A 7,000-nucleotide genomic window follows, 5' to 3' on the forward strand; every position below is an offset into this window, starting at 1 on the left:
CAGGGGTACGGGCCCGCGTCGTACGTACGTAACTGCTAGACGGCGGCCAGAATGGCGCGCGCCAGCTCGGCCGTCTCGGTCGGCGTCTTGCCGACCTTGACGCCCGCGGCCTCAAGGGCCTCCTTCTTCGCCTGGGCGGTGCCCGACGAACCGGAGACGATGGCGCCTGCGTGGCCCATGGTCTTGCCCTCGGGGGCGGTGAAGCCCGCGACGTAACCGACGACCGGCTTGGTGACGTTCTTCGCGATGAAGTCCGCCGCACGCTCCTCGGCGTCGCCGCCGATCTCGCCGATCATGACGATCAGGTCGGTGTCGGGGTCCGCCTCGAACGCCGCGAGGGCGTCGATGTGCGTGGTGCCGATGACCGGGTCGCCACCGATGCCCACGGCGGACGAGAAGCCGAGGTCACGGAGCTCGTACATCATCTGGTACGTCAGCGTGCCGGACTTCGAGACCAGGCCGATGCGGCCCGGCTTCGTGATGTCGCCCGGGATGATGCCGGCGTTGGACTGGCCCGGGGTGATGAGACCGGGGCAGTTCGGGCCGATGAGGCGGGTCTTGTTGCCCTTGGCCTGCGCGTACGCCCAGAAGGCGGCGGAGTCGTGGACGGCGATGCCCTCGGTGATGATCACGGCGAGGGGGATCTCGGCGTCGATCGCCTCGACGACGGCGGCCTTCGAGAAGGCCGGCGGCACGAAGAGGACGGAGACGTTGGCGCCCGTCTTCTCGATCGCCTCGGCGACGGAGCCGAAGACCGGGACCTCGGTACCGTCGAAGTCGACGGACGTGCCGGCCTTGCGGGGGTTCACGCCACCGACGATGTTGGTGCCGTCCGCCAGCATGAGCTTGGTGTGCTTCATGCCCGTGGCACCGGTCATGCCCTGGACGATGACCTTGGATTCCTTGGTCAGGAAGATAGCCATGAGTGTCTGACCTCGTCCCTTACTTCGCAGCCGCGGCGAGTTCGGCGGCCTTGTCGGCCGCGCCGTCCATGGTGTCCACGCGCTGGACCAGCGGGTGGTTGGCGTCCGACAGGATCTTGCGACCCAGCTCCGCGTTGTTGCCGTCGAGACGCACGACCAGCGGCTTCTCGACCTTCTCGCCCTTGGAGACGAGCAGTTCGAGTGCCTGGACGATGCCGTTGGCGACCTCGTCACAAGCGGTGATGCCGCCGAAGACGTTGACGAAGACGGACTTGACGTCCGGGTCGCCGAGGATGATCTCGAGACCGTTGGCCATGACCTCGGCGGAGGCGCCGCCACCGATGTCGAGGAAGTTGGCCGGCTTCACGCCGCCATGGTTCTCACCGGCGTACGCGACGACGTCCAGGGTCGACATGACCAGACCGGCACCGTTACCGATGATGCCGACCTCGCCCTCGAGCTTGACGTAGTTGAGGCCCTTGGCCTTGGCAGCAGCCTCGAGCGGGTTGGCTGCGTCCTTGTCCTCGAGCGCCTCGTGGCTGGGCTGACGGAAGTCGGCGTTCTCGTCGAGCGAGACCTTGCCGTCCAGGGCCAGGATCCGGCCGTCCTTGGTCTTGACCAGCGGGTTGACCTCGACGAGGAGCGCGTCCTCGGCGATGAAGGTGTCCCACAGGGTCACCATGGCCTCGGCCACGCCCTCGGCCACCTCGGCCGGGAACTTCGCCAGGGCCACGATCTCGCGCGCCTTGACGATGTCCACACCGGTGTTGGCGTCGACCGGGACCTTCGCGAGCGCGTCGGGGTTCTCCTCCGCGACGACCTCGATCTCCACGCCGCCCTGGACGGACGCCATGGCGAGGAAGGTGCGGTTGGTGCGGTCGAGGAGGTACGAGACGTAGTACTCCGCCTCGATCTCCGGGGACAGCTCGGCGATCATCACCTTGTGGACCGTGTGGCCCTTGATGTCCATACCGAGAATGTCCGTCGCACGTGCGACGGCCTCGTCCGGGGTCGCGGCGAGCTTGACGCCGCCGGCCTTGCCTCGGCCGCCGACCTTCACCTGGGCCTTGACGACAGACTTGCCGCCAAGACGCTCGGCGATCTCGCGGGCCGCCTCAGGCGTGTCGATGACTTCACCGGCCAGCACCGGTACACCGTGCTTGGCGAAGAGATCCCTCGCCTGATACTCGAACAGGTCCACGCGCGTTCCGTCCTTGGTGATCGCGGTTTTTAGTCTGCGTGGGCGTGCCGCGAGGGCAACGTGACTGCGCTGTCACAAGGGAGGCGTACACGGTGTCCGGTACGCGGCATGTCCGTCTCGCAGGTTATCCCCGACGGCCCCGGGTCCCTAAATCGCAGATCACACCGGAGCGGTGATACCTGTCACAGAGTGCCACCCAAGGACGGCTGACGAGCCGGTACGGAACGCACGTCAGCCCTTGTCCGGCACCGGAAGCGGCCTCCTCTCGATGGCCGCTGCCATGACGTCGGGGAAGAGATCGGGAGTACAGGCGAAAGCCGGGGCACCCAGTGCCGCCAGCGCGGCAGCGTGGTCGCGGTCGTAGGCCGGCGCCCCTTCGTCGGAGAGCGCGAGCAGCGCCACGAACTGCACGCCCGACGCCTTCATCGCCGCGACCCGCTTGAGCATCTCGTCCCGTATCCCGCCCTCGTACAGGTCGCTGATCAGCACCACCACCGTGTCCGCGGGGCGGGTGATCTGAGACTGGCAGTAGGCGAGCGCGCGGTTGATGTCGGTGCCCCCGCCGAGCTGGGTGCCGAAGAGAACGTCGACCGGGTCGTCCAGCAGGTCGGTCAGATCGACGACGGCCGTGTCGAAGACGACGAGCCGGGTCGCGATGGACCGCATGGAGGCGAGGACCGCGCCGAAGACGGACGCGTAGACGACCGAGGCGGCCATCGACCCCGACTGGTCGATACAGAGGACGACGTCCTTCTTCACCGACTGCGAGGCCCGCCCATATCCGACGAGCCGTTCGGGCACCACGGTTCCGGCCCCTTCTTTTCCAGGAAGCGGCAGGTAGTTCTTCAGGTTGGCGCGGATCGTACGGTCCCAGTCGATATCCCGGTGCCGGGGCCTGTTGATCTTCGCCGAGCGGTCGAGTGCCCCCGTGAGCGTCGCCCTCGTCCGGGTGGCGAGACGCTTCTCCAGATCGTCGACGACCTTGCGGACCACCATGCGGGCGGTCTCCCTGGTCGTCTCCGGCATGGCCTTGTTCAGGGAGAGCAGCGTTCCGACGAGATGGACGTCCGCCTCGACGGCCTCCAGCATCTCCGGCTCCAGGAGCAGCGCGGAGAGTCCGAGCCGCTCGATGGCGTCGCGCTGCATGACCTGGACGACGGAGCTGGGGAAGTACGTACGGATGTCGCCGAGCCAGCGCGCCACGGACGGCGCCGACGCACCGAGCCCGGCCGAACGCTCACCACTGCGACCACCTCTGCCCTTTCCGTTGCCGTAGAGCGCGCCCAGCGCGCCGTCCATCGCCGCGTCGCGCCCCGTGAGCTCGCAGCCCGTTCCGTCGGCCGCTCCCCCGCCCAGCACCAGCCGCCAGCGCCGCAGCCGCTCGTCCGTACCGTTGATCCCTGTCATCGCTCCCCCATTCCCAGCAGCAGCCGCACCACCGGCTCCACCGCGTTCGCGCGTTCCTCGTCGATCCCTGCCCCGAACCCCGGCGCCCCCGACTCGACCGGCCGACCGGGGCCGTCCGCCGCAGGCCCGCGCCCGACCAGCTCGCCGAGGGTCCGCCGTACACCCGGTTCGTATGCCGCGAACGTCCGCCGCAGCAGCGGCAGTACGTCCGTGAACGCATCCCCGGGCACGGACGTCAGCCAGGCGTCGACCAGGCCCAGCAACCGCTCGTCATGGACCAGGAGCATCCCCCCGCCCGAGGCCCCGCCGACGAACCCCTCGATCCACGCGGCCGCGTCGACGGGCGGGGCGCCGGGCGAGAGTGCGAGCCCCATGAGGCGCGCCGCCTCGTCGTCGGTGAGCCGCCCGTCGTCGAGCAGCAGCCGGGCGGCCCGGCCGCGCAGGACGCCGGGAACGGAGTCCCGCCCGGTGAGCCGCAGGAGCACTCCGGCCCAGCGCCCCCGCAGACCGCCGGTCTCGTCCGTGAGCAGGCCCACGGCCGTGTGGACCCCGTCCAGATGGCTGCGCATCTGGTCCGCGCCGTCCGCGTCCAGGCCGGTGCAGGCGGGCGGCAGGCCGACACAGATCCGCTCGGCCAGGCCCACCGCCACTGTGCCCAGCGCGGCCGTGTCCGTCGCGCGCACGTCTCCGTACCGCAGCGAGCGGGCCAGGGCGGGCAGGGCCTGTGCCAGGTGGCCGACGTCCGCGTCCAGTGCTGCGCGGTCGGCAAGCGCCCTCATCACCACCGTGAGCGCATCGGGCAGTTCGGCCAGCAGGCACTGCTCGGCCAGCGCGGTGACCTCGGCTAGCGCGGTCGCCGATACGGCCCGGGACTCCGCCTTCGCCGTCGCGGCGGACAGGACGGTCGTCCCCCAGACCCCGGCCTCCGCGACCCGCACGGAGAGCTCGGGCTCCCAGCGCAGCCGCCAGCTCTCCCGGAAGGTGCCGGTGCTCCCCCGCCCGCCGGCCGGTTCTCCCCAGCCGATGCCCAGCAGCCGCAACCGGTGCAGCAGTCGGGAGCGGGCAGCGTCCGTCTCCTTGCGGAGGTCGAGCTCCAACTCGCGGTCCAGCGCCTCGGACTTGAGACGCAGAGTGCGCTGGATCCGGGTCAGATCGCGCTGCAGCGGCACGGCGGGAGCCGCATCGGGCACCTCCCCGAGCACATCACCGACGACGAGCCGATCCCGCACCAGGGAGAGCGGGACGTCGGATCCCTCGCACATCACCGCTCTGATCGCATCGGTCGTCTCGCTCAGACCGGCGAGCGGACGCCCGCGCATCGCCGCGAGTGTCTGCGCCAGCCGGACCGCCTCGATGACATGGGCGGAGGACACGATCCGGTCCTCCTCCCTCAGCAGGCCTGCCACCTTGGTCATCCAGCGCTCGACGGGCCGGTCGGGGGCGCCGAAGAGATGCCCGTACCAGCCTGGCGAGTCGATGCCCGCGCCGTATCCACTGCGCCGGGCGAGCCTGCGGTGTGTCCAGGGCACCCAGGTCAGCTCTGCCCTGACCTTGGGCAGCCCCTTGAGCAGGGCGCGGTCCGCGGCGAGCGTGGTCCTCGCGGCGAGCGCGGGCACATGCCAGGCCCCGCAGACCACGGCGACCCTGTCGTCCCCGAACTCCTTCACCGCGGCGCGGAGTTGAATCCGCATATGCGCCTCGCGGGCGAGATCACGCGGGTATCCGCCGTCCCCGTACGTCTCCCGCAGGGCGCCCATCGCATCGGCGAGCACCTCGAAGGGGGCGAGTGCATCACCGGTGCCGGGTCCCCTGTGTTCGACGACGTCCTCCCACCAGCGCTCGGCGTCGTCGAACCCGGCGGCCTGCGCGAGGACCCCGATGGGATCGATCCGGACCTCCTCCCCGCTCCCCTCCCCGTTCCCTTCTTCGCCCTCCCCTTCTCCTGCTTTCTCCTCCGCCTCCATCGCCAGCGAGTTCGCCGCCGGAAGGTCGATGAACCGCACCGCAACGCCATGCGCGAGCGCCCAGCGGATCGCGACCCACTCCGGCGAGAACTCGGCCATCGGCCAGAACGCCGCCCTGCCCGGGTCGTCCGTGACATGGGCGAGCAGCGCGACCGGCGGCCGCATCTCCTCGTCCGCGGCGAGCGCAAGGAGTGCGTCGCCCTCCGGCGGCCCCTCGATCAGCACGGCCGCGGGAACCGCCGCGTCGAGCGCGCCCCGCACCGCACGGGCCGATCCCGGCCCGTGGTGCCGGACACCGAGCAGCAGCGTCATGCCGACACCTCCCGGCAGTCGCGGTAGAAGTCCTTCCAGCCGTCGCGCTCCCTGACCACCGTCTCCAGATACTCCTGCCAGATCACCCGGTCGGCCGCCGGGTCCCTGACGACCGCGCCGAGGATTCCCGCCGCCATGTCGGCGGAGCGCAGCACCCCGTCCCCGAAGTGGGCCGCGAGGGCGAGCCCGCTGGTGACGACGGAGATCGCCTCGGCCGTGGAGAGCGTCCCGGAAGGGGACTTCACCTTCGTACGTCCGTCGGCCGTGACGCCGCCGCGCAGCTCGCGGAAGACGGTGACGACGCGGCGGATCTCCTCCAGGCCTTCGGGTGCGGCCGGGAGATCGAGCGAGCGCCCGATCTGGTCGACGCGCCGCGACACGATGTCCACCTCCTCCTCGGCGGTGGCGGGCAGCGGCAGGACGACGGTGTTGAACCGGCGGCGCAGCGCGCTGGAGAGCTCGTTGACGCCCCGGTCGCGGTCGTTGGCGGTGGCGATGACGTTGAAGCCGCGGACGGCCTGCACCTCCTGCCCCAACTCCGGGATGGGCAGGGTCTTCTCGGACAGGATCGTGATCAGAGAGTCCTGCACATCGGCCGGGATACGGGTCAGCTCCTCCACCCGGGCCGTCATCCCCTCCGACATGGCCCGCATGACGGGGCTGGGGACGAGCGCGTCGCGGCTGGGGCCGTTGGCCAGCAACTGGGCATAGTTCCAGCCGTATCTGATGGCCTCTTCCGGCGTGCCCGCGGTGCCCTGGACCAGCAGGGTCGAGTCGCCGCTCACGGCTGCCGCGAGATGCTCGGAGACCCAGGTCTTCGCCGTGCCGGGGACACCGAGCAGGAGCAGTGCGCGGTCGGTGGCGAGTGTGGTGACGGCGACCTCGACGATGCGGCGCGGGCCGACGTACTTCGGTGTGATCACGGTCCCGCCGGGGAGCGTACCGCCGAGCAGATAGGTGGCCACGGCCCACGGCGAGAGCTGCCAGCGGGCGGGCCGCGGGCGGTCGTCCGCTGCGACAAGTGCCTTGATCTCATGGGCGAAAGCGTCCTCGGCGTGTGCCCGCAGAACATCGGTTTCGGTCACGGTGGATCCCCCTCCAGATCACTGAACCGGCTACGTGACCAACGGTGCACCATGCCACTGACAATCGCTCTGACCTGCGGCGACGGCCGATTGTCAGTGGCATGGTGC

Annotated in this window: 5 protein-coding genes; all 5 read right to left on the reverse strand. The window is 70.3% G+C overall.

Annotated features, from left to right (window positions below):
• Nucleotides 1–35: 35 nt before the first annotated feature.
• A complete protein-coding gene (gene sucD, locus J0695_RS18620; protein ID WP_206963217.1) occupies nt 36–923 on the reverse strand; it encodes a succinate--CoA ligase subunit alpha in 888 nt (295 codons plus the stop codon).
• Between the two features lie 19 nt (nt 924–942).
• The gene (gene sucC, locus J0695_RS18625) at nt 943–2,124 is read right to left on the reverse strand and encodes an ADP-forming succinate--CoA ligase subunit beta (RefSeq protein ID WP_206963218.1); all 1,182 of its coding nucleotides are present in this window, start codon (nt 2,122–2,124) and stop codon (nt 943–945) included.
• A gap of 231 nt (nt 2,125–2,355) precedes the next feature.
• Nucleotides 2,356–3,531 (reverse strand): VWA domain-containing protein, encoded by a 1,176-nt coding sequence (locus J0695_RS18630; protein ID WP_206963219.1) that lies wholly within the window; start codon nt 3,529–3,531, stop codon nt 2,356–2,358.
• Complete coding sequence (locus J0695_RS18635) at nt 3,528–5,807, reverse strand: DUF5682 family protein (RefSeq protein WP_206963220.1); 2,280 nt, start codon at nt 5,805–5,807, stop codon at nt 3,528–3,530. The genes J0695_RS18630 and J0695_RS18635 overlap by 4 nt, the downstream gene beginning before the upstream one ends.
• On the reverse strand, nt 5,804–6,892 hold the full coding sequence (locus tag J0695_RS18640; protein ID WP_206963221.1) for an ATP-binding protein: 1,089 nt from the start codon (nt 6,890–6,892) through the stop codon (nt 5,804–5,806). The genes J0695_RS18635 and J0695_RS18640 overlap by 4 nt, the downstream gene beginning before the upstream one ends.
• Between the last annotated feature and the right edge of the window lie 108 nt (nt 6,893–7,000).

Source organism: Streptomyces beijiangensis (genome assembly GCF_017315755.1).
Classification (GTDB): Bacteria; Actinomycetota; Actinomycetes; order Streptomycetales; family Streptomycetaceae; genus Streptomyces; species Streptomyces beijiangensis.